Here is a 24758-nt window from a genome sequence, read left to right as displayed (position 1 = left end):
TCAGCGATATTCGGTGAACACGCCGGACAGCGGCGCGGTCGATTCGCGCAGGACAATGCTCGGGGTCACGATGCGTTGATCGGTGCCCGAATCGGGCGCAGCAATTCTGCGCAACAGCACTTCGGCGGCCATCTCGCCCAGTTGCAGGATCGACTGGCCGACCGTGGTCAGCGCCGGATAGACATAACGGCTCATCTGAATGTCATCGAAGCCGATCACCGACAGCTCGGCCGGCACACGGACATTACGTTCAGCCGCCGCACGCAGCACACCGATGCCAATCATGTCGTTACCGGCAAAAATCGCGCTCGGGGGATTGCTTTCGAGCAGCCGGGCAGCGGCGTTGTAACCGCCGGTGCTGGTGAAGTCGCTTTCGAGCATACGCTCCTCGCGCACCTCGATTCCCGCTTCTCGCAGCGCTCGGCAATAACCGGCCTGACGCATTTGCGCCACGCTGGTACTGGCCGGACCGCCGATGGTGGCGATGTCGCGATGCCCCAACTCGAGCAGGTGACGGGTTGCCAGATAAGCGCCATATTCGTGATCGATACGCACCAGATCGGCATTCACACCTTCCAGACCCCGGTCAACGATGACCATCGGCGTCTTCACGCCCGCCAGCCCTTGCGCCAGACCACTGTCACCGCCGGCGGAGGCGACGATCAAACCGTCGATGCGTTTTTCCAGCAACACGCGCAGATAACTGCGCTGCTTGTCCGGATTGTCGTCGGAGTTACAGAGGATCACGCAGTAACCGTTGCGCTCGCAGTAATCCTCGATTCCGCGCGCCAATTCAGCGAAGTACGGGTTGAGGCTGTTAGGCACCAGCAGGCCGATGGTCGCCGTGGTTTTGGCTTTCAGCGAGCGCGCCACGGCACTGGGAACGTAGTCGAGGCTCTTGATCGCCGCCTCGACTTTGCGCCGCACTTCTTGACTCACCGGGCGGGTGTTGTTCACCACGTGCGACACGGTCGTGTAGGAAATACCCGCAAGCGCCGCTACATCCTTGATCGTTGCCATGGTTCAGCCCCGGCGACTGGCGCGTTGACTGCGATAGGTGTCGAGCACCACAGCGATAACGATTACCGCACCGGTGATGATGCGCTTGGTCGGCTCCGTCGCACCAATCTGCGCGAGACCCGCCGCGAGCACGGAAATGATCAGCACACCAAAGAAAGTGCTGATCACCGAACCGCGCCCGCCCATCAGGCTGGTGCCGCCGATTACTACCGCTGCGATCACTTGCAGTTCCAGGCCGGAACCTGCGTTCGGGTCAGCCGCTTCCAGACGCGAAATCTGAAACAGCGCAGCGATGCCCGCCAGCAGCCCCATCAGGCTGAACACCAGAATCTTGTAGGGCTTGGGATTGATCCCGGCAAGTCGCACGGCTTCTTCGTTAGTACCGATGCCGATCAGGTAGCGGCCGAAAACAGTGCGGGTCAAAACTGCCTGCGCGATGAAGATCACCAGCAAAGCGATGATGAACGACGGGGAAATGCCGAACGCGATCGGATTCGACAGCCAGGCGAACGCATCGCCAATGTAGGCAGTGCGCGACCCGGTCATCTGATACGCCACACCACGGGCCATTTCCAGCACGCCGAGGGAGACGATGAACGACGGAATCCGCCAGGCCACGGTGATCGAGCCAGTGATGGTCCCGGCTAGCGCCGCCACCGCCATGCCGAGCAGCGCCGCTGGCAAAACGCTCCAGCCCCAGCCGAGAATCGCAACGCTGACCGTCGATGCGGCCAACGCCAGCACCGAGCCGACGGACAAATCGATGCCGCCGATGATCAGCACAAAGGTCATGCCCACCGCCAGCACCATCAAGTCGGGAATCTGGTTGGCCAGGGTGCTGAAAGTGTTGTACGAGAGGAAATGGCTGCTCAGAACCGAGAACAGCGCAATCATCGCCAGCAAGGCACCGGCCAGGCCCAGATATGTGCCCAGGCCGAAGAAATTGCCACTACGTTTACTGGCAGAAGATGCAGTTTTCATGGGAGATCCCTAGGCGCTGCCTCATTGAGCAACGCATCACGTTTTTGGTAGCCGGCGAATGCGGCGGCAAGCAAATCATCCTGGGTCCAGCTGTCGCGCTCGAAGGTGTCGATGAGACGTCCCGCCGAGAGCACGCCGATCCGGTCGCAGATCAGCATCAACTCACGCAAGTCACTGGACACCACGACCAATGCCTTGCCCTGGCGGGTCAACTCACCGAGCAAACCGTAAATATCGAACTTGGCACCGACATCGATTCCACGAGTAGGCTCATCGAACAGCAGCACCGAACAGTCACGTTCCAGCCAGCGACCGATCACGACCTTCTGCTGATTGCCGCCGGACAGTTCCGAAACCAACTGCGTCGGGCTCGAACTGCGGATGCGCATGGCCTCGATCTGACGCTGCGCCAGGGAGATTTCGTCGCCGTTGTTAACGAAACCGCCACTGGAGATTTCCGGCATGTTACCCAGGGCGATGTTGGCGCTGATCGACTGACTGAGCAGCAGCCCTTCGCCCTTGCGATCTTCGGTGATCAACGCGATGCCATTGCGTACGGCATCGACTGGCGAGCGAACACTCACGACCTTGGCCGGGGAGCCGAGCGCGATGGTGCCGCTGTCGGCAGCATCGGCACCGAATATCAGCCGCAGCAATTCCGTGCGCCCTGCCCCGATCAATCCGGAAATACCGAAGATCTCCCCGGCACGCACCTCAAAAGAGACGTCGCGGACTTTGTCAGAGCGGGTCAGCCCTTTGACCGTCAACGCCGGAGCGCCGATCTTGCGCGGCCCCATGTCGATGTGTTCGCCCAGTTCGCGACCGACCATCAAGGTGACCAGTTGCTCGCTGTTGTAGTTGGCCATCGGCTCGACGCAGACCAGATTGCCGTCACGCAGCACGGCAATACGCTGCGCCACCCGCGCCAGTTCTTCGAGGCGGTGAGAGATATAGATGATGGAAACGCCGCGGGCCTGCAATCGGCTGATCTGCTCGAAGAGCATTTCGACTTCGCGCGCCGTGAGCATCGCGGTCGGCTCATCAAGGATCAGCACATGGCAGTCGCCGATCAGGTTGCGCGCGATTTCAACCATCTGCTGATGGCCGATACCGAGTTCGCCGACCAGCGTGTCCGGATCGATCGCATCGAGGCCGACTTGCGCCATGGCTTCTATCGCGGCCTTGCGCAACTGCTTGCGGCTGATCCAGCCCGCGCTGCTCGGCAGATTATCCAGAAAGAGGTTTTCCGCCACCGACAGCGTCGGCAACAGATTGAGTTCTTGCATGACCATGCGCACGCCAAGCTCTTCAGCCTGGGTACGGCTGCCCGGACGATAGTCCTTGCCGTGGAATTGCATCTGGCCGGTAGTGGGTGTGACCAAACCACCAATGATCTTCGACAGGGTACTTTTGCCGGCACCATTTTCGCCGGTCAGCGCCAGTACTTCACCGCGCATCAGCGTCAGATCGATGCCGGTGAGCACCGGTTGCGCATAGGTCTTGCCGATACCGCTGACCGAGAGGACAGCGTTCGGGGCGGAAACTGACATAGAAATCTCCATGCGCTCGCCCGGACGGACGAGCGCCGTTGTGTCGCCAGATGACTTACTGGGTGACCAGCTCGACCGGTGTTTCGATCACGCCGTTGGCACCGCTGTCGACTTTCTCGCCTTTGATGATCTTCAGCGCGGTTTCGATGCCGAACACGGCCTGCTTGGCTGCAAACTGGTCAGCCGTCGCCAGCACGCGGCCGTCCTTGAGCATTGGCTTGATCGCGTTGATATTGTCGTAACCGACGACTTTCACCTGCCCTGCCTTACCAGCGGCACGGACTGCGGAAACGGCACCGACCGCCATGCTGTCGTTACCGGCCAGCAGTGCTTTGACATCCGGGTATTCACTGAGGATCGAAGCCGCAACCTTGTTGCCCTTGTCGATTTCCCAGTCACCGGACTGCAGCGAGACCACTTTGATCTGCGCGGCTTCCATCGCGTCCTTGAAACCGGCCGTGCGCGCCTGCGCGTTGGTGGTGGTGGACACGCCTTCGATGATGCCGACCTCGTCGCCCGCCTTCAGTTGCTTGGCCAGATATTCGCCAACCAGACGTGCACCCTTACGGTTGTCCGGACCTACGAACGGCACGTTGATGTTCTTGCTTTTGACCACGGCGGGATCAAGCTGGTTGTCGATGTTGATCACCGTGATACCGGCGTCTACGGCCTTCTTGATCACAGGCACCATGGCCTTGGAGTCAGAAGGCGCGATCACCAGTGCATTCACCTTGGCCAGGATCATCTGTTCGACGATGCGAGTCTGGCCGGCAGTGTCGGTTTCGTCCTTGATACCGTTGGAGATCAGATCGAAATCGGCGGAGTGTTCTTTCTGGTAGGCCTTGGCGCCGTCTTCCATGGTCAGGAAGAATTCGTTGGCCAAGGATTTCATGACCAGCGCGACTTTGGGCTTTTCTGCAGATTCGGCGAACGCCGAGGAGACAGGTAGTGCGGCGGCTGTGGCAGCCAGCATAGCGACAGCAAGAAGACGTGCGGCGAATGGCAGCTTCATGGGTTCACTCCGATCTTATGATTATTGTGAGCAACGTTTGCGCTGACGTAAGCTACGTCACGACTCCGGGAGCAGATGCCCTTCCAAGTCGCGCAAACGTTTGCGTAGACCGAACTATGAGAATCCCGCTGACATTTGTCAACAATCAGAAATCGTCTTTTGTTGTAGGCCGAATCGCTGAGTCGGCCATCAGACGCTTCAGGCGGTCGTGTTGACCAGGCCACCGCTGGTAGCGCTTTTCGACATCTCCTTGACCAACGCACCCGCCACTTCTGCCAGTGCGGCGCTGGTTTGCGCGATCTGGCCCTGAATCGACATCACTGCCTGGGACTTCGCTTCGGGAGTCGGATAGCTTGCAGCCTGAGCCGCAGCCAGTTGCTGTTGCTGCTCCTGAAGTTGCTTCTGCAATTCCTTCATCCGCTTGAGCAACGTCTTGACGGTGATGCTGAGATTGCTGTCAGCCTCGGTTTCACTGTTTTCCTGCACAGGCCCGCCACCGGTTCTGACCTGATTCTTCTCAGTCTTTTCGGTACCCAGCGCCTGCGCCGAAGTCTCATTGGTCGCATCGTTCAGGCTGTTGATCGTCGCTGCAGTTTTACCGCCAATGGTGACTGCAGCGGGATTGGCAAAACCGACCGTCAGTGACATGTGAACTCCTAAGATTTGGTTTCCTTGAGGACGCATCGGCCTGAGAGCACATTTCTTTAGCGAGGATTTGTCACCCGCCTGGCTTTTCAGAGATTGCCTATCGGCGAGCCGAACACGAATCCGCCTATCGTTCGGAATCCCGGATGGATGGATCCTCAACGATGCTCCAGCCCTCGACAAATATTGATTTAAATCATTGGGTTAAACATTTTCCGCCAGCACATTACGCATGGTATGAATCCTGCTCCCGTCCTTGCACCTCGAGCATTCAGATCGGCTTGGGGCGCATCTAGATGAACCTGCATCAGCACCGTCTCACGACTAGAGAGAAAAATAATGAAATCTGCTTTCAATACCTTGATTCCGGGCGCATTGGCCCTACTCCTGCTCCTGCCTGCTGCCCTTCAGGCAAAAGAAGCCGAAACCCAGACGAAACTGGCCAACGTCGTCGTCCTTGCCACAGGCGGCACCATCGCTGGCGCCGGCGCCAGTGCGGCCAACAGCGCCACTTATCAGGCAGCAAAAGTCGGCATCGAACAACTGATTGCCGGCATTCCCGAGTTGAGCAAACTGGCTAACGTGCGTGGCGAACAAGTCATGCAGATCGCTTCGGAAAGCATCACCAACGACAACCTGCTGCAATTGGGTCGTCGCGTTTCCGAACTGGCTGACAGCAAGGACGTGGACGGCATCGTTATCACCCACGGCACCGACACCCTCGAAGAAACCGCTTACTTCCTGAACCTTGTCGAGAAGACCGACAAGCCGATCATCGTCGTAGGTTCGATGCGTCCGGGCACTGCCATGTCGGCAGACGGCATGCTCAACCTGTACAACGCCGTCGCCGTGGCGAGCAGCAAAGAAGCACGCGGCAAAGGTGTGCTGGTGACCATGAACGACGAGATCCAGTCCGGTCGCGACGTCAGCAAAATGATCAACATCAAGACCGAAGCATTCAAAAGCGCCTGGGGTCCGCTGGGCATGGTGGTCGAAGGCAAATCCTACTGGTTCCGCCTGCCGGCCAAGCGTCACACCATGGATTCGGAATTCGACATCAAGGACATCAAGAGCCTGCCTGACGTAGAAATTGCCTACTCCTACGGCAACGTCAGCGATACCGCCTACAAGGCACTGGCTCAAGCCGGCGCCAAAGCCATCATCCACGCCGGCACTGGCAACGGTTCGGTATCTTCCCGCGTGGTTCCATCCCTGCAAGCGCTGCGCAAGGATGGCGTGCAGATCATTCGCTCGTCCCACGTCAACGCCGGCGGCTTTGTCCTGCGTAACGCCGAACAGCCCGACGACAAATACGACTGGGTTGTCGCTCACGACCTGAACCCTCAGAAAGCCCGCATCCTGGCGATGGTTGCACTGACCAAGACCAACGACAGCAAAGAGCTGCAACGGATGTTTCTGGGAATACTGATTGAACATCGCCTGATCACTTCTCGATCGGGCAATTGCGCATCACCTGTCAGCTTGACAGGTGGTGCCCCGCTTACACCCTTCCAATACTTTTCCCACAAAAATCTCGACAAGTCCTACACCAAAATCGGAAACCCGCTGTCAGAGGATTTTCTTGAATTTTAAGCAGTTGCGAAATCGCTTACAGTTAAATACTGTATGCACGTACAGCTTAATAAGGATAACCTCGTGGCCACCTCTCCTGCTGCTCCTGACGCTTATGAACGCATGGGTATGCGCGTTCAGAAAATCATCAATTCCCCCACCGCACAAAAAGCCAAAGCCGCACTGATTTTCCGTCTGCCGGATGAGCCGATGGACGACTGGGAGCGCTTGCTCGAGGAAATCGACGAGAACGATAACGTCACCCTCGCCTATCGCGATGACGGTGGCGTGCAGATTTTTTGGGTTGTGCCGAAGGAAGATTGATTCAATGAGTGTCCGCTGTGTTGCTTTGCTGTTGTTGTTTTTCGCCGTGGGCGCCCAGGCTGGCGCCCCACGTACATTTTCCGAAGCCAAGAAAGCTGCATGGAAACTTTATGCGCCGCAGTCCACGGAGTTTTACTGCGGCTGCAAGTACACCGGCAACCGCGTCGATCTCAAGGCTTGCGGCTATGTGCCGCGCAAGAACGCCAAGCGTGCATCGAGGATCGAGTGGGAGCACATCGTGCCAGCGTGGCAGATCGGGCATCAGCGGCAGTGCTGGCAGCAAGGCGGACGCAAGAATTGCACGCGTTACGATCCGGTTTATCAAAAGGCCGAAGCTGACCTGCACAACCTGGTACCGAGCATCGGTGAGGTCAACGGTGATCGCAGCAACTTCAGCTACGGCTGGTTGCCGGTGCAGTCCGGTCAGTATGGATCCTGCCTGACGCAGGTCGACTTCAAGGCCAAGAAGGTCATGCCCCGCCCTTCGATCCGCGGCATGATCGCCCGCACGTATTTTTACATGAGCAAACAATACGGACTGCGGCTGTCGAAGCAAGATCGGCAGTTGTACGAAGCGTGGGACAAGACCTATCCAGTGCAGGACTGGGAACGTCAGCGCAACCAGAGCATGGCGTGCGTGATGGGGCGTGGCAACGAGTTTGTCGGCTCGGTAAATCTGAAAGCCTGCGGCTGATCGCAGCACAAAAAAAAGGCCTCGAGCGTTATGCTCGAGGCCTTTTTCATGTCTGGCGTTCAATCTGTGTTGAAGGCGCTTCGCTTATGGCGTGAGCGGATGCTCAATCACCACCGACCCGATATTTTGTTTCTTGGCTTTTACCAACGCCGCATCCACCTGCACCTTGCGCGCCTCAGCCTCGGCCTGGGAGTTGAACGGACCGATCAGAATTCGTGTTTTACCGTTGCCGTCCTTCACGACCGTCGGAACGAAAGCATGCTCGATCAACCAGCCGCTCAGGTCACTGACGGCCTGAGGAGTCTCGCCACGCACTTCCAGATCCCACTGTGGCGCGGCGGCCGCCGGCGCTGCCGCGACCTTCGTCTCAGGCTTCGGCGCATCTACATTCTTGCCTTCACCGCAGCCTGCCAATGCCAGTGCCGCTACCAGCCAAACCAATTTGCGCACAACGCTTCCCTCGGAATTCGTAAAGCGGCGATCTTATCATTCAAAAATACTTCGCGAGCCCCGCAAAATGGGCACAAAACAACGAGAATGATGATTGCAGCCTCTGTATAGTTACGCCCTGGGAATTAATGCCGCTTCTGCGCGTCAGAAAGAGGCACCCAAACCGTGAGACTTCGCACTAATCTATAGATACCACCGACCTCTGCACTGTCTGAATCAGGTGCCCTACAAAGCAATCAAGGAGAAGACCATGCTGATACTCACCCGCAAAGTCGGTGAAAGCATAAACATTGGTGATGACATCACGATCACCATCCTCGGAGTCAGCGGCCAACAAGTCCGCATCGGTATCAACGCTCCGAAAAACGTGGCAGTGCACCGTGAAGAAATTTACCAACGCATCCAGGCCGGCCTGACCGCTCCGGACAAGCCGCAAACGCCCTGAGCCACTTTGCATTACGCAGCCAGTCCTATTGCCGTCGCGCAAGACTGGCTAAAGATTCACGCGCCGTTTAGCCATCCGCATTTCACCCCGCTGGGCACGGCGCCTGAAGCATGCTGACTCCTTTCACTTGCCCCTCCCTCCTTTCTTGCGCCGATATTACCTTTCACTCCTGGAGCTGGCTGTCGGACGTTTCCGATAGAGCACGGCGAATTTCGCCTTCTAAGCGAATATCACGCCACGCGCCATGCCTGTCGCCGCGACCATCATCAGGATCAGCAGCAGCGCTTCAAGATGACTGATTCGCGCGTACAACTTCGCACGTCCGCTATCAAGCGCCACCCCGCGCGAGGATGCGATGCGCCATTTGATCAGCGTGATCATGGGTGCAAGTTCTACCAGCAGGATCAGCACTAACAACGTCATCTTCAGATGAAACAGCGGCTGATGCAGGTAATAGTCAGAGCCTTTCTCGTAACCACCAAATGCGCGCATCGCTCCGGTGATAAGCAGCGTCAAAGCTGAAAGCCCCCAGAGGTTATCCGCGAGCAGCACGCGCTTGACCTCTCCCGCACCCGCCGCGAGCTGGCTGAGCGCTGTGCCGCGCGTCAGCGCCGCCCAGAAAGCCAAGGCAAACGCGAATAGATGAATAGCGGCAAGGAACCACTGACTCAGCATCGACGCACTCCCTTATAAAGAGTTGAAAATCGGCCAGTCAGTAGTAGACGAAAAAACCGCGCCTCGCTTGGAGGTGATGGAGGGACAGGCGCTCAAACGCCAAATCGCAGGCAAAAAAAATCCCAAGCAGCTGATGGAAGCTTGGGATTTAAAAATGCATAAACCGTGGTGGTGAACGCGGAACGGATGTTACTTAAATTCCCAACATGCAACAAGGCTTTTTCGATAACCGGTTGGAGAAAAAAAGCTGTAAGCCTTTGGATATTCAGGTGTTTTCAACAACAGAATGGAAGAAGAATGCACCAAAATGGCGCTTGATCATTTTGCGCAAACCGTAATGAATGGAGAGCTGATCAGAGCGAAGCGGAAATGACCGGTAACAGGCGTTGCGCAAATCGCAGACAACAAAAAAGGGCCCACCTTTCGGTGAGCCCTTCTAGACCGCCCAGCAGAGCGGATTTTGTTTGGTAGGCGCGATTGGACTCGAACCAACGACCCCCACCATGTCAAGGTGACCCCGAAACACACGCAACCCATTGATGCATAAAGGAAACACACCGAAATTTGCAGGGTCAAAAACTGACCTTACCCGCTATAAGAATCAACAACTTAGCGCTGTATTTTCCTACAGTGCTCTACCCTTCTCCGGCGTTCTGCCGATCAAATTTCTCTCTGCTATTCTGGTTTCGTCCAAGGAGGAAACCAATGCCAAACTCTGATCTGCTCCCTTCCCTACTGTTCAAAATCAACGAAAACCAGCTCGCCCTTGAAGCCGCCATCATGGAGCTCACTTTATGGGTCGAGCAGCGCGGATCCGCCGATGTCGCCGAAAACGTCCGAAGCTCTCTCGCCGCGATCGATCGAAATGAAGAATTCATCAAAATGACGTTGGCTGTTTTGATGGCGCCGGACTGACAGTTCGTCGCCGCAGCCTCGCCTATGTTCCGCCTCTCGATTACTGTATATGCAACCAGTATCCAGTAAGGCACTCACGTGGACCCCCTCTATATAGAAGACACCGACGATTGGCTCGGCAACCCGACCCCGCTTGAAACCTGCCGACACCAGCTCAGGATGTATGAAAACGAATTCGAGGCTCTCATCCTAAAGCTCGCTCGCGCGCTGGCGAATATCGAAGGACTGGTCAGAGACAATGACGCCCTCACGGAGGAGAGAAACTCTCTCAAGGCCAAGCTTCAGCACGCCGAAGGGGCTTTGCTAAGCGAGAGGCGACGATTCGCCGACGTCGAGCACAAACAGGAACCATCTGTTAAATGAAAACCAGCGCCTTTTCAGAGAAGCTCGAGATCGGGGGGAATTCGCAGGTCATTGCGAATGCTGCGCCGAAAAAGGTTTGTGACGAAGCCTTCCCTTATGGGTCTACGCTGAATCAGATCCAGCCGAGGGTATGGCAATGTGCGGACGACTTTCCCAGTACAGCGGCATTCACGACTTCGTGGCGGCGCTCAGCATGCCGAACGCGCTCATCAACTCGACCGGCGAGCAACCCTTTGAGCGGTACAACGCCGCGCCAACCACTCAGCTCGCCCTCTTCCATCAGGAAGGCGAGTTTCTGCATGCAGATATGGTCCGCTGGGGATGGCGACCGCATTGGGCAAAAGACCGAGCCGCGCCAATCAATGCACGCGTCGAGAAAGTCGCCCATGGCCCTTTCTTTCGCGCGATCTGGCCGCACCGGGCAATCATCGCGATCAACAACTGGTTCGAGTGGGTAGACGAAGGTGGGCCGAAGAAGCAGCCCTACCTGATCAGGCATCGCGACCAGTCCCCGATCCTCTGCGCCGCGATCGGCCAGTACCCGAACGAAGAGCACGGCCCCGGCGAGCACGACGGCTTTGTAATCATCACCGCCGACAGCGCCGGCGGCATGGTCGACATCCACGACCGCCGCCCGGTCGCTCTTCCGCCAGAGCTCGCGCGGGAATGGTTGGACCCAGCCACGCCCAAAGAGCGCGCCGAACAGATGGTGCTGCATGAGGGCGAGCCATCAGAGGCTTTCGAATGGTTCAAGGTCGATCGCGCCGTGGGCAATGTACGCAATCAACAAAGCGGATTGATCAATCCGATTGATGAAAAAGCTGAATGATTTAATGCTGAGAAAGTGTCTTCAGGTGCTCCACCAGCGCAGATTCGAAAATGATATAGAGCCTTTCAGCATCGCCAGCGCGCAGGGCGCCGGCGGTTTCCAGCCCAAGCACGAAGCCTTCTGCCCGTGCTCCCGCCTTTACCGCCGTGATCATCGAATCCGTCCGGACGATCTGCGCCAGCAGGCGATCAGCCTCTCGCTGCATTTTGTCGCCCATCACTACGCCTTCCACAACGATTCACCCTTTGTATTCACTGCGACATCCAATACATCACCGCCAGGACGACCGTAACCCAAACGAGGGTCATCAAAAACGAAAGCCCTGCGAGTCGCTTGTCCACGTACATATCGCCATCATCAAAAAGGAATGATGGTTCAAGACCAAAGGCCCTGCAAGCGTGGCGGAGGGCCATCAATGTTGCAAGTTTCGCACATAGTCCTGGCACGCCTGCAGCGCGATCAGTCCGCGGTCACCGGTGTCGGTGATGGCGATAATTCGTTGAGCATGCGCTGGGTCAAGTCGGGCTCGTACGGCTGCATGATCCACGCCGCCGGCGCCGGTGGCTTTTGGCACGTCACAGCTACCGGCTGAATCCGCGTCGATGAGGACTGACAGCCGCAGATCAGCAGTGGCAAGGCGATCGCGCAAGCGAGCCTGATCTTTTTGTGCATTGGTCATTTTCTCGAAGTGGGTTTTCTCACTGGCCGCCAGCCTCTGCTCGAGCGCCAGGCGCTTGTCCTGCTCGGCCTTCTGCGCGTGTGCGCCGGCCATTGCAAGTCGGTTCAGCGTCTCGCCGTGCAGTCTGGCCTGCTCGGCCAACTGCCGGCCGTAGCGCCAGTCCTGAAACTGCCAGGCGCTGCCGAAGCCGGCGAGCGCCAACGCCATCACGCCAATCAAGCGCCACGCGGCGATTGTCACGGGACGTCCTTGAAGAATACGTGGTGCCCGAGCTTCAGTGTCTGCTTGGCCTTCGACGCCCAGGCCGGCGCCTTGATGCTGGTCGCGTAGTAATGCGTGGCACCACCAGTCGGGTCTGGCACCTTTCCGTCGATCACCTGGTCAGCAGCGATACGGCATTGAGCCAGTTCGCGGAACGGGATCTGCTTCACGCCGATCAGGAACTGATAGTTCGGATCGGTCTTGTTCCAGCAGCTGAACTGGTAAGGCTTCTGGCAGACGCCGGCGTAGCCCTCTCCCCACCACGACTTTTCCTTTCCATCAAACACGCGGTTGCGGATGGTCCAGGCCACAGCAATCTGCCCTGCTGTTCCCTCGCCCCGTGCCTCACCCCAAATAGTGCGCGCGAGAATGTCGCGATCTTTTTCAGTTACAGGCATGTGCTTTTCTCCAGGACAAAAAAAACCCCGGATATCCGGGGTCTTAAAAAACAAATTGTGACTTCAAATAATTCGCCGCATGAACGCCATCTTCCTAGCGAAATACACTATTACAACTGAAACCACAAACACAATAAACGCAACAATTGGTATCTTGAACCAAGTAGAACTAATTCTATGCTCTAGCGCAAATAAGCTCTCAATACCGTCAATTACAAGCGGATGGATACAGTATACGCCTAACGAGCAACTTGACACCAAGGCTATAATCTTGCCAATATTTTTTGGAAGTGCCATTATCATGAGAGACAACTTGAAGAATGCCGCCGCTGCAACAACAACGAACAATGACAAGTACCCATAGAAAGTTTGAACAGGCTGACCTACCCTAAATGAAAACGTATAGGTTAGCCACATTGTCATAGCACAACCAAACACAAACAAGAACAAATAACTAGCAACCTCTAAACTCGACGACTTTTGAACGGACCTCTCAGACAAATAGGCACCCATAAACAAAAACCCAAAATACCCTATAAACATCTGAAGATGGTAAGGCGCTCTCGGATCATAATAAGAGTCCAGCAATGGGCGAAACAATGGAACACCGCAATTCACAAAAACCCAGAACAACAAAAACAGTCGCTTTTCAAGAAGACTGGAAGCCCTATAAATTTTCCCCAAGAAAGGCGCACTCAAATACAACCCTATGATTGCGTAAAAATACCAGAGATGTCCGGAGGAAAGCCCTTTAATTATGTTGAGCAACGAGTCAATCGGAGTGACACCTGGGGTTCGATACACTGCTGCGTAAACAACCGACCACACAATCAACGGCGGGAGCACCCTACCGATTCGCTTTTTATAGAACGTTCCAATAGGCTCCTCAGGTACGAGAACTAGCGCACCAGATATGAGGAAAAAGACTGGTACCGCGATCCTAGCGATTGAATCGAAGAAATTAGCAGGCCACCATCTAGGCCCGAAAGCGTAAAAATCCGTAGCAGAAATGTGAACCACTACCACTAGGAGGCACGCTAGCGCTCTTGCGACGTCGATTCCAACGGAAAAATCTCTCTCTTTAACGGTCATTCCTTGCCCTTCAAAAATTTTTGTTCCGCATCCTATCGACATAAAGAGAATTTGTCTTGTCTAGCAACCGATATTTAGCCTAAGTATCTATTGCGGCCATGCGAGATCATTTTGGATCTCAGCGTACCGACTAATGCCTTGGTCACGAACCTGCTCCCACCCCTCGTCCCCCATTATTTGCATCCTCGCTGCCTCGGAAAAGTAACGATCGGAACCAGTTACAGCATCGGCATATGCGCGGAGCCGCATAGCTTCGACCTCTTCTCTCGTAGGAGGCGCTGGCGGTTCTGGGTCAACACCAATGATCGAGCCATTACTATCAATTGTGATTTTCTTACCTGCCTCTACCAGCAACAGTAGTTCCTGATAGTCATCATCAGTTAACTTCACGGAACCAACTGGAACGCCTCCCAATTTATCATTGTAAAAACCACCAGTTCCATTATTGAAATACATCATAGATAAAATCTCCTCACCAACCAATGGCAATATAAGCGAAAGGAACCGACACACTTCCGGCTGCTCGAACGTGGTTTACAAACCATGACGTACCATTTACGGTGAAATAGTGATCTGTCGTGGGGCTATTTGAAGCCTGCAATTCGGACGTTCTATATCCAAAAATTCTAAATGGCGCATTGGGAAAAGCGATCGGAAGCATCCCACTACTTTGGGTAATGGACGTTCCAACCTGAAATGTTGCCCCGCCCCACTGAATTATAAATCCGCCCAGCCAGGTAGGAAAAGCAATGTATCCCGTTGCCGCCAAGTTGCTGGCAAACCCTGCACGAAGCTTCTTGGGGGTTACGAAAGTCGCGTCGTCCGTGCCGGCATTGATTTGCGACTGCGTTGAAACCTTGGCGCCGCCCAGAATACTCTCGGTCGCTTGCACAATATTTGCTGCAATTGACTTAATTGCAGCAAGAAGCTGAGTTTGAACCCCTTTGAGCGGAGCGATCGACTGATCGGCGAGAACGCTAATTATTTCCTCCTGAACGTCATTCAGCCAATCTTCAGTGACAAGCGTCGCCTGAACGCCTCCCACTGGATCGCCATCAGTGAACTTGTTGTCGAGCGTGGCGCCAGGCCCGTCAATTCTGTGCATGCTTCAATCTCCGTAGGCGAAGAGCGCGATCGTGTGCGCCGGTTTCAATTGATTAATTTTGCATTCTAGGGTGTCGTTACCCCATGTCCGCAGGCGCTCACCTGCGGTAGATCGACCGGCTCTGAACGAAATCACTGAGGTTTCTGGCGCACGAATGAGCCAGGTGAAGACCCAGGCCCCATTGGTGAGCAAATCCCCGGCACGCGATGCGCCAGCGCGGAAGGGTCGGAACGTTTCAATGGTTACGGTGTACCCGAGCGCGCTGGCCAACTCGATGAAGTACGCCACAGATTGCCCGCCCGTGCTTGTGAGCTTGGTGAGAAGCGCGTTCTTACGGCCCTGCTGTGTCTCTTCGAGAGCGCCAGAGCATTTGTCTGGCAGGCCGGCAACCCGCTCCCAATCGCTCAATAACTCATTGGTCGTTGCTGGGTTCGCCTCGATCGGGAGTGTCTCGCCGCGGGCATCAACCCTGGCAAGTTCGATCGACATTCCATCCAGCAGGTCATGCAGCGTGGTGCCGGCATCCCTAGGGAATGCCTGACCGGGGGGTAGCAGCGTTTTCAGCTGCTCCAGATAGTCGGCAGCTGTCGGCATTACGCCTCCTTAAAAGCTGGAGAAGGTTATGGTTCCAGGGACCGCCATGTGGCCAGCTGCGTGCGAAACGTCAGCTGTCGGGGTCACGATGGCGTTGTCTGATTCGCCAGCTGCAATGGAAACAGCTTCACGCAGGCGACTGATAAGGATCGGATCACCGGGCTTCGCATCTCGAACGATCAGGTCGGCGACTTCGGCTCGAACTGCAGCCTGTACGGCGGCAGTGTTCGGCGAAAGCTTCACGGTCATGTTTAGCGCGTCCGCTACCGGAGCGACTACGTATACCTCGGCAGTCACAGGGCACCTCGCATCGATGTAGTCCTGGACCTCAGCAACCTTGGCCGGGGTCGGGATGATGTTGGACTCGCCGTCGCACACAAACAGCACGGTGACCGTACCAGCGCCCATCTGCAGCGGATACACCCAGACACGCGTTACACCAGGTACCTCGAGCGCCCAGAGCTCGTAGTCTGCGGCGGCGCCACCATGCGGTGGTTGTCGAATTCGCTTCAGCAGACGACTGAGCAGTTGAGGATCAGTTTCAACATCGAGCCCACCCTCTATATCTGTTGCGGCAGATCCCGTCGATTGCACGCCAGCCACCGGCGACAGCAGAAAGAGTGGGGTACCCGCCGGCGCATCGCCGGCTGCACCAGCCTCAATGGCAACAACTGTGGGCTGCAGCGTCGAACCGGCGAAAATCCCATCAGCCAAGACGCGGTACTGAACGCCGTCCTGTCGCTGAAGAATAGTCCCGGCCAGCACGGTAGAGCCCACGGCACCATTGAGCAGTGCCGCGCCCGTCGCATAATCGGCGGCCTTGCGAAACACCTTCCAGATGGCGGCCCAGCGCTCGAGGTACTCCTTCTCGGATGTATCAATGATCGCCTGCCTGGCTGCCCACTCAAGAAAACCGTACAGCATATGTACGGCGCCGGCCTCTGAGCGAGCCAGGACGCCGAGCAGTGAGCGGCGAAGCACGGCGCTTTGAACGCCGGTCACCCGCCCGCTGATATCGGTGGTGACCCGGTCGATTAGCTCCGGGAGTGTGGGTCGAGCAAATGGCATCAGGCAGCCCTCTTGCCGGCCTGAGCCGACCATTCGTAGTTGTATTGGAATCGAACCGCTTGCCCGGTTGGCCGGTGGATATCGATCACCAGCTGCATCCAGCCCTGCGAGATGTATGACGCGGCGACGTCGATCCTCGTCGACACCAGGTCGTCGATCATCCAGGCCAGCGCCTCCCGGCAGTACTGCTCGGCGCGACTCAGGGTTTGCGGAAGCTGTTTTTCACGCGCCAGCAGCCAGAGCAGTGAACCTGTCTGATCGGAGGCAGATGCGTTGGTGATATCGCCCCAGTAGCCACGCAGGTCGTCCTGCTGGTACTCGGGGGGAATTTGTTCTGCATTGGCGCGGCGGTCGGTGAAAAGGCTGATGATGACAGAAGTTTCCAGACCGTCATCACGCTCAAGGTCGAATCCAAAAAGCACTAGGTCGCCGCCAAATTCGGTCATTACCATCGCTGCATCGGCCATCAAATGGGCACTCCCGAATTGCCACTGCCGGCGGTCACGCCGTTGTGCTGGTGGGTACTGCTGATGTTTTTTCCGTTGTTGGTGACGGTCCCGGTGCTGGTGATATTGCCGACCACCTCCAGATTCCCAACCAGCTTGATGGTCGGGGCCACCACTTCGACGTGCTGCACCGCAGTGACCTTCACCATGTCGCGCAACAATTCGATCTTGTTGCCTTGGTCGTCGTAGATGGCCACCTCGCCGGCTTCCAAGGGGATACGGTACCGGCGGTCATCGACCACCAGGACAATGCCCTGCTCACGGTTGCCACCGATGAACGCCACTGCCACATCACCACCGGTGGGGTGGCTGGTGAAGCCATAGTTCTGCATGTGCTCGACGCCATCGCGCAGTTCGTCTTTCAGCAACTCGACCTGCAGCTGCTGACGGCCGTTGGCATCGTTGACGCCGCGCAGGACGCCACGGCCGAACATCATCATCACGCGGTTGCCGAGATCTCTTACCAGGTTACCCATCCTTTTTATCCTCTTCCCCAATGGTTTCCGCCCAGATGTTTCGGCCGCCCTTTTTGCCCTTCTTCTCTTTCTTGGAATCAGGCGGCTCCGGCGAAAATGCCTGTGGGCTCACGATGTCGAGTTTCGTTGTGGTTCCACCCTCACCGCGTTCGTACGTGGCCTGACGGATGATCATCTGCCCATCCATGCGCAGCCACGGCGACTTGACCTGCACCAACATACCCGGCTCCCACAGTTGGCCGCCCGGGCTCTGGCGCCAGCCTTGCACGGTGATGGACGCTGAAGCGGATTTGCCCAGCCGGCTGTTGGCCTCCCACGTGGCGCGCTCCTGGGCGCTGCCGGACGAACTGCCTGATTCAGCAACGATCAGCATTGGTCGATACCGCCTGATGCCGCTGTCGCTGGCACCGCCCTCGATGTGAGCCTCGGTCTCGCCGGCACTGTACGGGTTGTATGCGGCCTGGCCCTTGACCAAGTAATTACGGAACCGCTGGCTGTGGTCGATGCTGCCCGATGCACTGAGGATATTTTCGCCCTGGACCAGACCAATCGACGCCCGCTTGTTGCCTGCCCGCGTGATCAGCAGGCCGCCGGCGCCGTCAGGCATCAGCAACAGGCGACGCTGCCGCGCGTATCGCTCGATCGCTTCGAAAGCCGTTTCACCCTGCTGCAGCTTGCACACCGAGAAGGCTTCGCCCACCGGCACGTCCGCTGATACCCCCACCCCGAAAGGCTTGGCCAGAATCTGAGCAAGGCGCAGAAGGTTGATGTTCTTCCACTCATCGGGGGTGTGCACGGCGCTGCAATCGATCAGATCAGCCGTTCGGTCACGCCCCTGAATGTTGATGGAGTGGTCCGTCGCACTGAACGAAGGCTTAAAGATGTCGACGTAGCCGATCACCATCGGTATTCCGCCCAGCCTCACTTCGCACTGGTCACCTGGGAGAATTGGCCATGGCTCTGTTTGTGCGCCCGATCCGTCCTGCCCTTCCCAGCGCTCAGTCAGCGTCACAGTGAACGCGCCCGACGATGCGTCAACCGCCCGGGTGACACCGATCTGGGTCCAGCCGCCGTAGTTCATGCCGTTTACCAGCAGCTCAAGGTCATCCATTTGCAAGAACCTCAAGCGCCTGGCCGCCAGTCAGGAAACCTGGCCTGCGCGGATCATTGCGCGCCACGATGTCATCGGCGCGCCCGGCGTCCCCATAGAGTTGATAGGCAACGACCAGAGACGGGAGCGTCTGCCGGGGTGAGAACGTGGCAAGGCGCGGCAGGTCCTGATCTGGATTCGGTACAGCCTGTACCACGGCGGTTCTCAAATCCGTGAGCGCCACGTACACCAGGTCGTCTTTGCTCGCTTCGCTTTCTTCGTCCAAACGGTCAGCAATCTCGGTCCTAACCACAATCGCCGACTCGTAACTGTCATATTTCGTCGGCGCCGATGTAGTTTTAGTGCCGCCGTTCGAAACATCCTCGGTCGTCTGCGTGACGACCGCCGCCACCGCGGCTTGAGAAATTGCCGCGTGGCGCACCACGCCTGCGACAGCTGTGGCGTTTTTCACCACCTGCTGCCGGCTTGGTGTGGCAGCCCCAACGGGATCGCTGTCCGAACTGCCGTCGTTCGGGAAGTAGCGGTCATACAGATTGATCAGCATGCCGAAGGCGCTGCTGCCGAAAGCTGAGCGGATACTGCCGATCGCGTCCACGACCTGGCTCGCGAAGTTGAAAGGCTCCTGGATCAGGTCGAAAGCGTCTGAGCCGATGCTTTTGACCTTGTCGTAATAATCAGAGACCGCCTGTATATCGCTGGAGACGATGAATTCAGGGGAGCTGAGGAAGTCACTCAGGTCCTTGATCTGAGTGGTGGCCGCGTCGGCTACGAATGACGGGTAGCCCTTGGTGAGAAAGTCCGACACGAAGCTGGCCTTGCCAGCCTCTGTGACCTCATTGCCCTTCTCGCTGATAGCGTTGACGCTGTCGACCTTCGCCGACGGATAGGATGCTTCGCCCGCCTCGAGGAACGTCATCGAGAGAGTGCACTTGCCGCCTTCTTCCGACGACTCGCTCACTGTCAGCCCACGGCAAACCACCGTCAGCTCGCCACGATACGGGTGAACTAGAACGCCAGGGCCCGCTTGTTCGCAAACCTTGATCAGCTCTTCCCGGGCGACATCGTATTCCTTGCCCAACAAATAGCCGGTGATCCCGAACTCCCGCGACTTGCGACCGAGGTCTTCGGTATAGGGAATATCTCGCTGTGCTGTTTCGTGTACCGCCTGGCGCCGGCCATGACTGCTGTCCGCCGTGGCCACAAAAAAGCCCACGCCGCGAAAAGTCGCGGCGCGGTAGTTGTCTCGCCAAGCCATGGGGGAACTCCGGTTATGGGGCCATCATCGAAAAGCCGATATCGGTGTCGAACGTTGCACCCTGGCTTCCCTCGGTTTTCACCTTGGATCCTGCCGGCACATTGTTCAGGTCGACCTGCACCCTGACTGCCTGCGGCGGGGCTGCGATCTGCTGTGCGGCATCGCGCCCGATCTGTGCTGCACGGCGACCGAGGTCTGTGTTTGCCGCAGCTGTACCGGGCGCCGCCTGATTGCTTCCAGGTCTGCCAGTTTCGTCCCCCGGCGCGCCGTCTCGTTCGATGGTGACACTCCCACCATCAATCCCCAGAAGCTCCTTCGCCCAATCAGGTAAGCCGTTTTTTATAGCGGAAACCGCCGCCGTAATTTTCTCGCCAAGGATCGCGCCGAGATCCCATCCAGTCAGATATTTGATCAGGCCGTTGAAGGCCTCCATCATCAGCGTGACGGGGTTGTATTCTTGCCAAACTTTCACGATGCCGTTGATTATGCCATCGGAGAAAGCTGCCTTGACGCGCGCCCATTTCTCTTCGAAGAACTTCGCAATAGCATCCCAGTTCTTGTAAACAATGTAGGCCGCGCCCGCGATCGCCACTACGGCGGCAAGGAACCAGCCCACAGGCGTCAGGGCGATTGCCACACCTAAACCTTTCAAGGCGAGCGCGAGATTCAGGACAGCCATCAGTAAGCCACCTCCGATGTACAGACCCAGCGCCGTGAAGATGAGGTTGGCTGCGCCGAAGGTGTCCGACAGCGACTGAAGAATATCGATCACTGGTTTCACGCCGTCGTATAGATCACCAAAAAAACCGACAAGCTTCTCGATGTTGCCAGGGAGATTCTTTGCGAACGAGGTCGCAAATGCCTCGATCTGTGGACGGTACTTCACGATGGTTTCGATCAGTTGAGCCCCGAGCTTGTTCAACTGAGGAATCAGGGCACTACCAATGCTATTGCCGACGCCGGTCAGTGCTGCATGAATCGTGTCGAGCGTATCGCCGAATGCTTCTCCCTCACGCACAGCATCATCGGAAATGACCAAGCCGAGGCGGCGAGCCTCGTCCGACATTTCTTTGAGTCCCGCGCTGCCGCCACGGATCAGCGGCAGCAACTCGGTGGCGCTTTTCCCGAAGATCTTAACCGCGGCCTGGGCCTGCAGTGATGGGTCTTTGATCTTCGAAATGCGATCGACGAAGGTATCGAACAGCGCGTCCGAACTTTTCAGTTTACCGGACGCATCCTTGATGTTGATGCCCAGCCCTTTGAACATTTCCTTCAGCTCTTTCGAACCGGCCGTGGCTGCGCCAACGTTGATCTGCATCTTCTGTAAGGCACCTCCCAGCGTTTCCGCCGACGAGCCCGTGAGCTTCGCAGCGAAGCCGAGTTCCTGGAATCGTTCGCGACTGATACCGGTGCGCTCGGCGGTATCGCCAATTGCACCAGTCGCGTCGGCGAACCCCTGAAAGAAACCGTTCAGCGCCGCGCCCGTAATACCGAGCGTAGCGCCCAGCGCAAGCAATCGCTTTGCGCTCGAGTCAACAGCCTTGCCAATGCCAGAAACCGCGCCGCCCACACCCTTCAAGCTGTTGGTGAAGACTGGCAGACCGACGCGATCGAGTGCGCCAGTAATACCAGCGCTGGCGGCCTTGACCTTGCCGAAAATCCCGCGCAAAGGGGCGGTGACTCGGTCGACCGCCTTGATGATTAAGCTTAGGGAGTATCCTTTGTCTGCCATTCAACCCATTCCTCGGTGCGCTCAAGCCACCAGTTCAATTCCTCGAAATCCATTTCCATGACTTCCGAAGGCTGAACGCTCATGACCTTGACGACGACAGTCACTCCTGACTGCCACCCCCGAGGTGCTTCAGCAAAAAATCGCGAGCTTCCTGAATGACGGCAGCCTGATCGTCTTCGCTCAGCTCTTCGATGAATGCCGGCGGCTGACCAACCATCTTCGCGCCGAGATCAATTAGCGTGGAAAAGTCGATATCCACTCCGCCACTGCCTTTGCCGTCGGATGTAACGCGAAGCGCGTGGCCGCGCAGGTACTTCAGCTTTCGAGTGACGGTCAGTTCGCTGAAGGTGTCTTTGCCGAACGCGACCGGGCCGGCCAGTGTCAAAACTTTTTCCTTTGCCATTACTTCACTTCCTCGCAAGACATACCTTCGAAACGGCAAGCGATGTTGCCTTCTTCAGTGTTGCCGGTGCCCTCGCCCGCGTACCAGGCTTCGCTCAGAGCGATGACCTTGCCGTTGGCGAGTTCCAGCGTGATGGTGGCCTCGTCGAGCGTGACCAGGTCCTCAAGGCTGAGCTCGTTGCGGTCAGTGATCTCGCCCTCAACGAAGGGGATCTGAGGTGTTTCCTTGTAACCGTGGACGGTGTCGGCGCCGATAACACCTTCACGTTTCGGCTTGCCGAGGTTGTAGGTGAAGTTGCCTTTGGCGAAGTAGATGTCGCCGTTGACCTTCAAGGCGATAGTGCCGCCAATACGGTTTTTGCCTGCCATGGTTTATCTCCTGGCGATTCGCCGTTACAGGCGGAACTGAATTTTGTTTGCGACAATGCGCAATTGATTGACCAGGTCCGGAGGTAGCAACATATCCATCCGGTTCGGGTCGCTTTCGTTTCGCTCGCCGATCAGGTTTGCTTTGAAGTCGGCCATGTTTTCGACCAACCCCAAACGCTCCCACTCGCGGAACTTCGAAACGGCCTCTGCCTTCATCAGAACAGGGGTGACCACCGGCTGCCCAATGCCATAGCGGGTGCCATCGTTGGCCAGCTTGTGGCGTGCATATTTGCGCAGGATGTAGTCGCGCCAGTCGTGGCGGATGTACATCAGCGTGAACAGCGTCTCGCTGTCCAGGTAGCTGATATCCGCGCCACCTGCGGTATTGGTCTTGTAGGTCGTGATCAGACGTTCAACGACCATCGTGCCGTCGTTGTTGACCTTGCTGGTTGCGATGCCATCGAACAGCAGCAGATTGCGCTCTTGGTTGGTGAACTTGTCGGCCGCCGCCGGCGCCAAGCACCAGGCGTACTGCAGGTTCTGAATTGGGCGCGCTGGGTCGATTGCGGCGTAGAGCGCTGCAATTGCCATGGTTTCGGCGGCCTTCTCATAAGCCGGCATCGGCTCATCGTTGGCCATCATGATGACCAAGTGCTGGTTGTTATGGCTGTCACCGAGAGTGCCGAGCGAGCCTTGAGTGCCGCGGGCGGCGGTGAAAGCATGCGCTTCGATTTCACGATCCCAAGCGAATCGACTGTTGAGCTCAGCTTTCACGGTAGCCAGCGTTGCAGCGTCCGAATAAGGCAGGCCCCATACCTGGAACCACTCATCACCCAAGGCGGCCAGTGCGGTCCCCAGATCCGGATTACCAGAGCCACCGGTGAAGGCGCTGATAGTGACAGCAACACCAGTTGGCAAGACCTGACCGGTGTAGTAGTTCACCCGGGCATTCAAGCTGTTGCCGGCCTCGCCCTTGTGGCGGCTGGTGAGTGTGACAGTGCCAGTCGCAGCGGTTGCGGTGACCGGCATGTCATCCGCAGCGGTGACTGCCGCGACCACGGCTGTGGCGATAGCTGTCGCAGTATCGCCACTGATCACGCCAACAGACACCCGGCGGCCGGCAATCATCAGCTCAATGGTTCCCGATGCAGTTGCTGGACCGGTGAAAGCCACGGTGGCAGCGGCAGCAACGCCGGCGGGATTATCGATCACCGGCAGCACTTGCAGTTCGGTGTAGGTGTCGATGGCCATCACGGCGCGGACCATGCCAGCCAACATCGAACCCTTGCCAAATTGAATATCTGCCTGGTCCTTGCTGGTGATGCGGATCAGGGTATTGGCGGCGGCCAGACCACCAGCGAGCTTTTGGCCAATCAGCAAACGGCGATAGCTGACCGGCTGAGGCCCGCGAACTGCCTTACTGTTATCGATCTCGCTGTAGGCACCAGGCTTGCGAAGGGCGCCGGCGCCAGGGATCGTATCCATTCCAATGGTCATTGTTTTTCACCCTTGGTTTCGGCCGGTACTGCAGCCTTTTCGATAAAGACGTCACCGGCTTTTTCCTTGCGCAGCCAGTAACTATTGAGTTCTACAGTCTTGCCTGCTGGCTCGATCTGTTCGTAGGTGTCTGGATGTCGCACCAGGCGGCCCTCGGCCGGCTTCACGAGCACACGCGTGGTCATTGGTTCAGGTCCTCGATGATGGTTTTGGCGCGGTCAGCTGAATCCGGCTGCGCATTGTTTAGGCTGTACTCGGTCGTGACCGTGTTCAGGTTCGGCAGGCTTTCGTTGAAGAGGTCGTCGGGGTGTCGGTCAAAATATTCGGCTTCAAAAATCAGGCGGCACGCGCCGGTCAGATGCTCCGATTGATCAAGAAGCACCATCCGCGAGCGCACGTATTGCAAGTCGTTGACGGTGGCGCCTAGCGTGTCGTCCATCAGCAGCAGCCGCTCGACTTGGCGAGCGAACGTATCGAGCGTGTCGTCCAATGCCTCGTTACCTTCGGCATGGATCTCCACTACCAACTCCACGCGGCGCCGGTATTCGCGCGGCGCCTGATTAAAGATTTCGCCCGTTTCGTCCATCGTGTAAACGATGATCGCCGGCAACTCGCTCTGCCATCCGTTGGAAATCAGCGGTGCTACCCGGCTGGCATAAACGCTTGCGCCCGCATCGGTCGCACCCATCAAGACCGCAACGGCCTGCTTGCGGATAAGTTCTCTTGGGTGAGCCATGC

General features: G+C 57.2%; 31 protein-coding genes, 1 tRNA gene and 1 pseudogene. 7 read left to right on the top strand and 26 right to left on the bottom strand.

Annotated elements, in window-relative coordinates:
- From ACZ9BE_RS07710 to ACZ9BE_RS07690, 5 genes are all read right to left on the bottom strand, one after another.
- Positions 1-1020, bottom strand: a complete 1020-nt coding sequence (locus tag ACZ9BE_RS07710) for a LacI family DNA-binding transcriptional regulator (RefSeq protein WP_076567153.1) — start codon at positions 1018-1020, stop codon at positions 1-3.
- A 3-nt stretch (positions 1021-1023) separates the two neighbouring features.
- Positions 1024-2001 (bottom strand): ABC transporter permease, encoded by a 978-nt coding sequence (locus tag ACZ9BE_RS07705; RefSeq protein ID WP_016774040.1) that lies wholly within the window; start codon positions 1999-2001, stop codon positions 1024-1026.
- Complete coding sequence (locus ACZ9BE_RS07700) at positions 1998-3551, bottom strand: sugar ABC transporter ATP-binding protein (protein WP_041478550.1); 1554 nt, start codon at positions 3549-3551, stop codon at positions 1998-2000. Before ACZ9BE_RS07700 ends, ACZ9BE_RS07705 begins: the two co-directional genes overlap by 4 nt.
- A 55-nt stretch (positions 3552-3606) precedes the next feature.
- On the bottom strand, positions 3607-4563 hold the full coding sequence (locus ACZ9BE_RS07695; protein WP_024012403.1) for a sugar ABC transporter substrate-binding protein: 957 nt from the start codon (positions 4561-4563) through the stop codon (positions 3607-3609).
- Between the two features lie 198 nt (positions 4564-4761).
- A complete protein-coding gene (locus ACZ9BE_RS07690) occupies positions 4762-5211 on the bottom strand; it encodes a hypothetical protein (protein WP_041478549.1) in 450 nt (149 codons plus the stop codon).
- A gap of 336 nt (positions 5212-5547) precedes the next feature.
- Between ACZ9BE_RS07690 and ACZ9BE_RS07685 the strand changes: the two are divergent.
- The 3 genes and pseudogenes from ACZ9BE_RS07685 (at position 5548) to ACZ9BE_RS07675 (ending at position 7798) form a co-directional block, all read left to right on the top strand.
- A pseudogene (locus ACZ9BE_RS07685) lies at positions 5548-6637 on the top strand (asparaginase).
- A 197-nt stretch (positions 6638-6834) separates the two neighbouring features.
- Positions 6835-7104 carry a DUF1654 domain-containing protein gene (locus ACZ9BE_RS07680; RefSeq protein ID WP_016774035.1) on the top strand — a complete coding sequence of 90 codons (270 nt, stop codon included), beginning with the start codon at positions 6835-6837 and terminating at the stop codon, positions 7102-7104.
- A 4-nt stretch (positions 7105-7108) separates the two neighbouring features.
- Positions 7109-7798, top strand: a complete 690-nt coding sequence (locus ACZ9BE_RS07675; RefSeq protein WP_476249176.1) for an endonuclease — start codon at positions 7109-7111, stop codon at positions 7796-7798.
- Positions 7799-7882: 84 nt separating this feature from the next.
- Here ACZ9BE_RS07675 and ACZ9BE_RS07670 read toward each other — a convergent pair whose 3' ends face one another.
- A complete protein-coding gene (locus tag ACZ9BE_RS07670) occupies positions 7883-8248 on the bottom strand; it encodes an SPOR domain-containing protein (protein ID WP_476249175.1) in 366 nt (121 codons plus the stop codon).
- A gap of 250 nt (positions 8249-8498) precedes the next feature.
- On the opposite strand from ACZ9BE_RS07670, the gene csrA reads away from it, so the two are divergent.
- On the top strand, positions 8499-8693 hold the full coding sequence (gene csrA / locus ACZ9BE_RS07665) for a carbon storage regulator CsrA (RefSeq protein WP_003179932.1): 195 nt from the start codon (positions 8499-8501) through the stop codon (positions 8691-8693).
- Positions 8694-8912: 219 nt separating this feature from the next.
- Here the strand turns inward: csrA and ACZ9BE_RS07660 are convergent, their stop codons facing one another.
- Both ACZ9BE_RS07660 and ACZ9BE_RS07655 read right to left on the bottom strand, forming a co-directional pair.
- Entirely contained in the window at positions 8913-9368 is a 456-nt protein-coding gene (locus tag ACZ9BE_RS07660) for a DUF2214 family protein (RefSeq protein ID WP_476249174.1), read from the bottom strand.
- A 465-nt stretch (positions 9369-9833) separates the two neighbouring features.
- Positions 9834-9928: transfer RNA gene (locus tag ACZ9BE_RS07655), tRNA-Val, on the bottom strand.
- Positions 9929-10073: 145 nt separating this feature from the next.
- Here ACZ9BE_RS07655 and ACZ9BE_RS07650 point away from each other — a divergent pair.
- The 3 genes from ACZ9BE_RS07650 (at position 10074) to ACZ9BE_RS07640 (ending at position 11475) form a co-directional block, all read left to right on the top strand.
- Positions 10074-10283, top strand: a complete 210-nt coding sequence (locus tag ACZ9BE_RS07650; protein ID WP_041481023.1) for a hypothetical protein — start codon at positions 10074-10076, stop codon at positions 10281-10283.
- Between the two features lie 78 nt (positions 10284-10361).
- Entirely contained in the window at positions 10362-10646 is a 285-nt protein-coding gene (locus ACZ9BE_RS07645; protein WP_476249173.1) for a hypothetical protein, read from the top strand.
- Between the two features lie 136 nt (positions 10647-10782).
- On the top strand, positions 10783-11475 hold the full coding sequence (locus tag ACZ9BE_RS07640) for an SOS response-associated peptidase family protein (RefSeq protein ID WP_041481024.1): 693 nt from the start codon (positions 10783-10785) through the stop codon (positions 11473-11475).
- A 1-nt stretch (position 11476) separates the two neighbouring features.
- Here ACZ9BE_RS07640 and ACZ9BE_RS07635 read toward each other — a convergent pair whose 3' ends face one another.
- From ACZ9BE_RS07635 to ACZ9BE_RS07550, 18 genes are all read right to left on the bottom strand, one after another.
- Entirely contained in the window at positions 11477-11692 is a 216-nt protein-coding gene (locus ACZ9BE_RS07635) for a hypothetical protein (protein WP_221264806.1), read from the bottom strand.
- A 195-nt stretch (positions 11693-11887) separates the two neighbouring features.
- Positions 11888-12361, bottom strand: a complete 474-nt coding sequence (locus ACZ9BE_RS07630; RefSeq protein WP_476250128.1) for a lysis system i-spanin subunit Rz — start codon at positions 12359-12361, stop codon at positions 11888-11890.
- Positions 12362-12390: 29 nt separating this feature from the next.
- Entirely contained in the window at positions 12391-12813 is a 423-nt protein-coding gene (locus tag ACZ9BE_RS07625; RefSeq protein ID WP_039594417.1) for a cell wall hydrolase, read from the bottom strand.
- A 63-nt stretch (positions 12814-12876) separates the two neighbouring features.
- Positions 12877-13905, bottom strand: a complete 1029-nt coding sequence (locus tag ACZ9BE_RS07620; protein ID WP_039594416.1) for an acyltransferase — start codon at positions 13903-13905, stop codon at positions 12877-12879.
- Between the two features lie 87 nt (positions 13906-13992).
- Entirely contained in the window at positions 13993-14364 is a 372-nt protein-coding gene (locus ACZ9BE_RS07615; protein WP_039594415.1) for a hypothetical protein, read from the bottom strand.
- Positions 14365-14377: 13 nt separating this feature from the next.
- Positions 14378-15010 carry a gp53-like domain-containing protein gene (locus ACZ9BE_RS07610; protein WP_052742391.1) on the bottom strand — a complete coding sequence of 211 codons (633 nt, stop codon included), beginning with the start codon at positions 15008-15010 and terminating at the stop codon, positions 14378-14380.
- A 3-nt stretch (positions 15011-15013) separates the two neighbouring features.
- The gene (locus ACZ9BE_RS07605; RefSeq protein WP_476249172.1) at positions 15014-15604 is read right to left on the bottom strand and encodes a YmfQ family protein; all 591 of its coding nucleotides are present in this window, start codon (positions 15602-15604) and stop codon (positions 15014-15016) included.
- 9 nt (positions 15605-15613) lie between these two features.
- Complete coding sequence (locus tag ACZ9BE_RS07600; RefSeq protein WP_476249171.1) at positions 15614-16672, bottom strand: baseplate J/gp47 family protein; 1059 nt, start codon at positions 16670-16672, stop codon at positions 15614-15616.
- Positions 16672-17139 carry a phage GP46 family protein gene (locus tag ACZ9BE_RS07595; RefSeq protein ID WP_476249170.1) on the bottom strand — a complete coding sequence of 156 codons (468 nt, stop codon included), beginning with the start codon at positions 17137-17139 and terminating at the stop codon, positions 16672-16674. Before ACZ9BE_RS07595 ends, ACZ9BE_RS07600 begins: the two co-directional genes overlap by 1 nt.
- Positions 17139-17654 (bottom strand): phage baseplate assembly protein V, encoded by a 516-nt coding sequence (locus ACZ9BE_RS07590; RefSeq protein WP_476249169.1) that lies wholly within the window; start codon positions 17652-17654, stop codon positions 17139-17141. The genes ACZ9BE_RS07595 and ACZ9BE_RS07590 overlap by 1 nt, the downstream gene beginning before the upstream one ends.
- Positions 17647-18765, bottom strand: a complete 1119-nt coding sequence (locus ACZ9BE_RS07585) for a phage baseplate assembly protein (RefSeq protein WP_476249168.1) — start codon at positions 18763-18765, stop codon at positions 17647-17649. Before ACZ9BE_RS07585 ends, ACZ9BE_RS07590 begins: the two co-directional genes overlap by 8 nt.
- Positions 18758-20020: a DNA circularization protein gene (locus tag ACZ9BE_RS07580; protein ID WP_476249167.1), complete on the bottom strand. Its 1263-nt coding sequence runs from the start codon at positions 20018-20020 to the stop codon at positions 18758-18760. The genes ACZ9BE_RS07585 and ACZ9BE_RS07580 overlap by 8 nt, the downstream gene beginning before the upstream one ends.
- A 13-nt stretch (positions 20021-20033) precedes the next feature.
- Positions 20034-21752, bottom strand: a complete 1719-nt coding sequence (locus ACZ9BE_RS07575) for a phage tail tape measure protein (protein WP_476249166.1) — start codon at positions 21750-21752, stop codon at positions 20034-20036.
- A gap of 100 nt (positions 21753-21852) precedes the next feature.
- The gene (locus tag ACZ9BE_RS07570) at positions 21853-22155 is read right to left on the bottom strand and encodes a hypothetical protein (RefSeq protein ID WP_476249165.1); all 303 of its coding nucleotides are present in this window, start codon (positions 22153-22155) and stop codon (positions 21853-21855) included.
- Entirely contained in the window at positions 22155-22523 is a 369-nt protein-coding gene (locus ACZ9BE_RS07565; protein ID WP_476249164.1) for a phage tail tube protein, read from the bottom strand. The genes ACZ9BE_RS07570 and ACZ9BE_RS07565 overlap by 1 nt, the downstream gene beginning before the upstream one ends.
- Positions 22524-22547: 24 nt before the next feature.
- Positions 22548-24020, bottom strand: a complete 1473-nt coding sequence (locus tag ACZ9BE_RS07560) for a phage tail sheath subtilisin-like domain-containing protein (RefSeq protein WP_476249163.1) — start codon at positions 24018-24020, stop codon at positions 22548-22550.
- A complete protein-coding gene (locus ACZ9BE_RS07555) occupies positions 24017-24205 on the bottom strand; it encodes a DUF2635 domain-containing protein (RefSeq protein ID WP_476249162.1) in 189 nt (62 codons plus the stop codon). The genes ACZ9BE_RS07560 and ACZ9BE_RS07555 overlap by 4 nt, the downstream gene beginning before the upstream one ends.
- Positions 24202-24756: a hypothetical protein gene (locus tag ACZ9BE_RS07550; RefSeq protein ID WP_476249161.1), complete on the bottom strand. Its 555-nt coding sequence runs from the start codon at positions 24754-24756 to the stop codon at positions 24202-24204. Before ACZ9BE_RS07550 ends, ACZ9BE_RS07555 begins: the two co-directional genes overlap by 4 nt.
- Between the last annotated feature and the right edge of the window lie 2 nt (positions 24757-24758).

It is taken from the genome of Pseudomonas sp. TE9122, assembly GCF_056278925.1.
Note: the sequence above shows the minus strand (reverse complement) of the source record. Positions and strands in the feature narration are given on the sequence as shown.

Excerpts from the sequence above, each read along its gene's own strand:
- ACZ9BE_RS07710 (WP_076567153.1), bottom strand. The coding sequence starts at position 1,020 with ATGGCAACGATCAAGGATGTAGCGGCGCTTGCGGGTATTTCCTACACG.
- ACZ9BE_RS07705 (WP_016774040.1), bottom strand. The coding sequence starts at position 2,001 with ATGAAAACTGCATCTTCTGCCAGTAAACGTAGTGGCAATTTCTTCGGC.
- ACZ9BE_RS07700 (WP_041478550.1), bottom strand. The coding sequence starts at position 3,551 with ATGTCAGTTTCCGCCCCGAACGCTGTCCTCTCGGTCAGCGGTATCGGC.
- ACZ9BE_RS07695 (WP_024012403.1), bottom strand. The coding sequence starts at position 4,563 with ATGAAGCTGCCATTCGCCGCACGTCTTCTTGCTGTCGCTATGCTGGCT.
- ACZ9BE_RS07690 (WP_041478549.1), bottom strand. The coding sequence starts at position 5,211 with ATGTCACTGACGGTCGGTTTTGCCAATCCCGCTGCAGTCACCATTGGC.
- ACZ9BE_RS07680 (WP_016774035.1), top strand. The coding sequence starts at position 6,835 with ATGCACGTACAGCTTAATAAGGATAACCTCGTGGCCACCTCTCCTGCT.
- ACZ9BE_RS07675 (WP_476249176.1), top strand. The coding sequence starts at position 7,109 with ATGAGTGTCCGCTGTGTTGCTTTGCTGTTGTTGTTTTTCGCCGTGGGC.
- csrA (WP_003179932.1), top strand. The coding sequence starts at position 8,499 with ATGCTGATACTCACCCGCAAAGTCGGTGAAAGCATAAACATTGGTGAT.
- ACZ9BE_RS07660 (WP_476249174.1), bottom strand. The coding sequence starts at position 9,368 with ATGCTGAGTCAGTGGTTCCTTGCCGCTATTCATCTATTCGCGTTTGCC.
- ACZ9BE_RS07650 (WP_041481023.1), top strand. The coding sequence starts at position 10,074 with ATGCCAAACTCTGATCTGCTCCCTTCCCTACTGTTCAAAATCAACGAA.
- ACZ9BE_RS07640 (WP_041481024.1), top strand. The coding sequence starts at position 10,783 with ATGTGCGGACGACTTTCCCAGTACAGCGGCATTCACGACTTCGTGGCG.
- ACZ9BE_RS07635 (WP_221264806.1), bottom strand. The coding sequence starts at position 11,692 with ATGGGCGACAAAATGCAGCGAGAGGCTGATCGCCTGCTGGCGCAGATC.
- ACZ9BE_RS07630 (WP_476250128.1), bottom strand. The coding sequence starts at position 12,361 with ATGGCGTTGGCGCTCGCCGGCTTCGGCAGCGCCTGGCAGTTTCAGGAC.
- ACZ9BE_RS07625 (WP_039594417.1), bottom strand. The coding sequence starts at position 12,813 with ATGCCTGTAACTGAAAAAGATCGCGACATTCTCGCGCGCACTATTTGG.
- ACZ9BE_RS07620 (WP_039594416.1), bottom strand. The coding sequence starts at position 13,905 with ATGACCGTTAAAGAGAGAGATTTTTCCGTTGGAATCGACGTCGCAAGA.
- ACZ9BE_RS07615 (WP_039594415.1), bottom strand. The coding sequence starts at position 14,364 with ATGATGTATTTCAATAATGGAACTGGTGGTTTTTACAATGATAAATTG.
- ACZ9BE_RS07610 (WP_052742391.1), bottom strand. The coding sequence starts at position 15,010 with ATGCACAGAATTGACGGGCCTGGCGCCACGCTCGACAACAAGTTCACT.
- ACZ9BE_RS07605 (WP_476249172.1), bottom strand. The coding sequence starts at position 15,604 with ATGCCGACAGCTGCCGACTATCTGGAGCAGCTGAAAACGCTGCTACCC.
- ACZ9BE_RS07600 (WP_476249171.1), bottom strand. The coding sequence starts at position 16,672 with ATGCCATTTGCTCGACCCACACTCCCGGAGCTAATCGACCGGGTCACC.
- ACZ9BE_RS07595 (WP_476249170.1), bottom strand. The coding sequence starts at position 17,139 with ATGGCCGATGCAGCGATGGTAATGACCGAATTTGGCGGCGACCTAGTG.
- ACZ9BE_RS07590 (WP_476249169.1), bottom strand. The coding sequence starts at position 17,654 with ATGGGTAACCTGGTAAGAGATCTCGGCAACCGCGTGATGATGATGTTC.
- ACZ9BE_RS07585 (WP_476249168.1), bottom strand. The coding sequence starts at position 18,765 with ATGGATGACCTTGAGCTGCTGGTAAACGGCATGAACTACGGCGGCTGG.
- ACZ9BE_RS07580 (WP_476249167.1), bottom strand. The coding sequence starts at position 20,020 with ATGGCTTGGCGAGACAACTACCGCGCCGCGACTTTTCGCGGCGTGGGC.
- ACZ9BE_RS07575 (WP_476249166.1), bottom strand. The coding sequence starts at position 21,752 with ATGGCAGACAAAGGATACTCCCTAAGCTTAATCATCAAGGCGGTCGAC.
- ACZ9BE_RS07570 (WP_476249165.1), bottom strand. The coding sequence starts at position 22,155 with ATGGCAAAGGAAAAAGTTTTGACACTGGCCGGCCCGGTCGCGTTCGGC.
- ACZ9BE_RS07565 (WP_476249164.1), bottom strand. The coding sequence starts at position 22,523 with ATGGCAGGCAAAAACCGTATTGGCGGCACTATCGCCTTGAAGGTCAAC.
- ACZ9BE_RS07560 (WP_476249163.1), bottom strand. The coding sequence starts at position 24,020 with ATGACCATTGGAATGGATACGATCCCTGGCGCCGGCGCCCTTCGCAAG.
- ACZ9BE_RS07555 (WP_476249162.1), bottom strand. The coding sequence starts at position 24,205 with ATGACCACGCGTGTGCTCGTGAAGCCGGCCGAGGGCCGCCTGGTGCGA.
- ACZ9BE_RS07550 (WP_476249161.1), bottom strand. The coding sequence starts at position 24,756 with ATGGCTCACCCAAGAGAACTTATCCGCAAGCAGGCCGTTGCGGTCTTG.